This is a genomic window from Streptomyces sp. NRRL WC-3549 (assembly GCF_000721935.1).
Taxonomy (GTDB): Bacteria; Actinomycetota; Actinomycetes; order Streptomycetales; family Streptomycetaceae; genus Streptomyces.
The window spans coordinates 20204-23775 of sequence record NZ_KL585418.1 but is presented as its reverse complement, the minus strand read 5'-3'; the positions used below and the strand labels follow the sequence as shown (position 1 = coordinate 23775).

General features: G+C 71.6%; 3 protein-coding genes. 1 reads left to right on the top strand and 2 read right to left on the bottom strand.

Annotated features, from left to right (window positions below; translation table 11 throughout):
- Both IH13_RS0123600 and IH13_RS0123595 read right to left on the bottom strand, forming a co-directional pair.
- On the bottom strand, positions 1 to 869 hold an 869-nt coding region (locus IH13_RS0123600), incomplete at its 3' end, for a L,D-transpeptidase (protein ID WP_420713390.1).
- A 310-nt stretch (positions 870 to 1179) separates the two neighbouring features.
- Positions 1180 to 2400, bottom strand: coding sequence for a L,D-transpeptidase (locus IH13_RS0123595; protein ID WP_031087568.1), 1221 nt, complete (start codon positions 2398 to 2400; stop codon positions 1180 to 1182).
- Positions 2401 to 2604: 204 nt separating this feature from the next.
- On the opposite strand from IH13_RS0123595, the gene IH13_RS0123590 reads away from it, so the two are divergent.
- On the top strand, positions 2605 to 3572 hold a 968-nt coding region (locus tag IH13_RS0123590; RefSeq protein ID WP_267883875.1), incomplete at its 3' end, for an alpha-amylase family glycosyl hydrolase.

Genomic DNA, 3572 nt, shown 5'->3' with positions numbered 1-3572 from the left:
TACTCGCCGCCGAAGCCGACGGTGTCGCCGTTCATCCGGGTCACCTTGAGCTTCTCGCTGATGACCATCTTCCCGTTGTACGTGGTCGTGGACGGGGCGCCCGCGGAGATCGGGATGTCCTTGATCTGCTTGCCGTCCCGGACGACCTTCATGCGGTGCGAGCTCGCGTCGACGGTGGAGATCTGGCTGCGGCCGATCGTGAACGACACGGTCTTGGCCTGCTTGCCGTAGACCCCCGGCCGCCCCTCGACACCGTCGAGGTCGAGGCGCAGGGTCACCTTCGTGCCCGCGGCCCAGTACTTCTCCGGGCGGAAGTCGAGACGGTCGTTGCCGAACCAGTGGGGCCGGATCTCCACGGCCGGCTCCGCCGTCACCCTGATCGCCTTCTCGACGGCCTCGGGGTCGGTGATGCCGCGGGTGAAGTGGATCGACACCGGCATGCCGACACCGACCGTCGAACCGTCCTCGGGGGTGTACTGCCCGATGAAGGTGTTCTGCGGGACGAGCGTCGTGAAGGTGGTGTCCTTGGCCGACTCACGGCCCTTCTCGTCCTTCGCCACGGCGTGCACCGTGTACTTGGTGGCCGCGGCCAGATGCCGGTCCGGGACCCAGCTCAGCCCGTCCGCGGCGATCTCGCCGTCGACCGCGTTGCCCTTGGGGTCGGCGACCTTCACGGTGGTCAGCTTCCCCTGCGCCGCCGTGATCTTCAGCGCTCCGCTGGTCGCCACCGCGTCGGCGCCGTCCTTCGGCGCGATGGTCACCACCGCCTGCGAGGCGGCCGTGTCGGCGGCCTTGCCCCCGCCGTCCTTGGCCGCACCCTTGTCGGCCGCAACTCCGCTCCCCCCGCACGCGGTCACCAGCAACAACATCGCACCGAGTACCAGTGCGAGAAGTCCGTGCGCCCCGCGCCCGTTCCGTCCCTTGCCCGCTCCGGCCGATGCCCCCGATATCGGCAGCCCGTTCACTGTGGTCGTCTCCCCTCGCACGGCCTGGCCCCGCCATGGCCCGCACCCCCGCGCGCCAGATATGCGCGCTCGGCGCAAGACAATCACACCGGGTGCGAGGAGAACTCCCCCGGGATGTCACCGTTGTGTCCCAACTCGTCCCCGGTGGCCCCGGGGCGCCGTCCGGCGGTCCCGGGGACGCCGTCCCCGGGACCCGTGCAGGTCGGGACGGGGGTCAGCGCAGCGCGGAACCCGCCTTCCACTGCGGCCACCCGAGATTCCAGCCACCGAGGCCGTTGTCCGGGGCGACCGTCCTGTCCGTGGAGTTGACCACCTCGACCACGTCGCCGACGAGGGTCCGCTCGAAGAACCATCCGGCCGGGCTCTCGGAGCTCCCGCCCTTCACGTCCCGCAGCCCGATGCAGCCGTGGCTGGTGTTCTCGCTGCCGAAGATGTCCGGGGACTCCCAGTAGTTGCCGTGCAGGAAGGTGCCGGACTTGGTGAGCCGGATGGCGTGCGGGACGTCCTTGATGTCGTACTCGCCGCCGAAGCCGACGGTCCGCCCGTCCATCCGGGTCACCTCGTGCAGCTCGGAGACGACCATCTTCCCGTTGTACGTGGTGGTCTTCTCGGCGCCCGCCGTGACGGGCACCGTGCTGACGACCTCGCCGTCACGGCGTACCTCCATGGTGTGGGCCGCGGCGTCGACCACGGCGCTCTGCGCGCGGCCGATCCGGAAGGCCACCTTCTTGCGCTGGCTGCCGTAGACGCCGGGCGCCCCCTCCACGTCGCGCAGTCCGACGTCGACGGTGACCTCGGTGCCCGGCTCCCAGTACTCCGCGGGGCGGAAGTCCAGCCGCTCCCCGCCGAACCAGTGGCCCACCACCTCGACCTGCGGCTCGGTGGTGATCCGGATCGCCTTCTCGACCGCGGCGCGGTTCTTGACCGGCCGGTTGAAGTCGAAGGAGATGATCATGCCGGTGCCCACGGTCGACCGGTTCTCCGGCTTGAAGTAGCCGATGAAGCGGTCCTTGGGGACCAGGGTGGTGAAGGTGGTGTTCCGGGCCGAGCGGCGGCCGTCGCCGTCGACCGCGACGGCCTCGACGCTGTACTTCCCGGCCAGCCCGAGCCGGTACTCCTTGTCCTGGGGCGTCCAGGAACGGCCGTCGCCGGCGATCTTCCCCGGTACCTCCTCCTGCTCCGCGTCCTCCATCCGTGTCACCTTGACCCGTTCGAGCCGGCCGTCGGGGACGGTCACCTCGATCCGGCCGTCCGCGCCCACGTCCTCCGCGCCGTCCTTCGGGACGATGCGGATGGCGTCCCCCGGTGCGCGGCCGTCCCCGAAGAACGACGTCGCCTCGGTGCAGCCCGTCAGGAGGGCCAGCACGGTGAACAATCCTGCCCATGTCAGCACGGCGGCCGAACCCGCCCGTGCTCTCTTCGCTTCGTGGTTCACGCTCCCCCCAACGACGGGCACGCCCGGGGGAAACGTGAGCGCGGGCCGCGCCGTGGGCAGAACAGAGGGGAGCACACCACCACGAGGAGCCGCGGCCCGGGCGCCGCGCGCCCCTTCGCCGGGTGGCCCGTCCGACGAGTCGCGGGAGGCCGAGAGGTGTCGAGCACAGCCGGGCAGGAGGAAGCGCCGCGTACGTCGGGGCGGGTGGGCGCGGGCGAGGGGGCACCCCGGCGGGGACCGGACGGACCACCCGTATGGCCGGGGGCGCCGACGCCGCTCGGGGCACGGTTCCGGGTCGGCCCGGACGGGGTGGCGGGAACCAACTTCGCCCTCTGGGCGGCCGGGGCACAAGCCGTCGAGCTCTGCCTCTTCGACCCGGCGGGCCGTGAGTCCCGGCTCCCGCTGACCGAGCTGACCCATGAGATCTGGCACGGCTTCGTCCCCGGCGCAGGCGCCGGTCAGCGCTACGGATACCGGGTGCACGGCCGCTGGGACCCCTGGACCGGGGCCCGCTGGAACGCGGCGAAGCTGCTGCTCGACCCGTACGCACGCGCGGTCGACGGAACGTTCACCCTGCCGCCCGAGGTGTACGGCCACGTCCGTGACTGGCCCGACCAGCACGTCGCGGACACCGTGCGCGACGACCGCGACTCGGCGCCGTTCGTCCCCAAGGGGGTCGTCGTCCATGACGACGACGACTGGGCCGACGACCGCAGGCCCAAGACGCCCTGGGCCGACACGGTCATCTACGAACTCCACGTACGCGGCTTCACCAAGCTCCACCCGGACATCCCGCCCGAGCTGCGCGGCACCTACGCCGGGCTCGCCCACCCCGCCGCCGTCGGCCACCTGCGGCGGCTCGGGGTGACGGCCGTCGAGCTGCTGCCCGTCCACCAGTTCGCCCACGAGGACCACCTGCTGCGGCGCGGGTTGCGCAACTACTGGGGCTACAACTCCATCGGCTACTTCGCCCCGCACGCCGGCTACGCGGCGAGCGGCACCGCCGGCGGCCAGGTCGGCGAGTTCAAGCAGATGGTCCACGCCCTCCACGACGCCGGGATCGAGGTGATCCTCGACGTCGTCTACAACCACACGGCGGAGGCGGGCGAGCTGGGCCCGACGCTGTCGCTGCGCGGCATCGACAACCGCGGCTACTACCGCCTCCCGCAGGA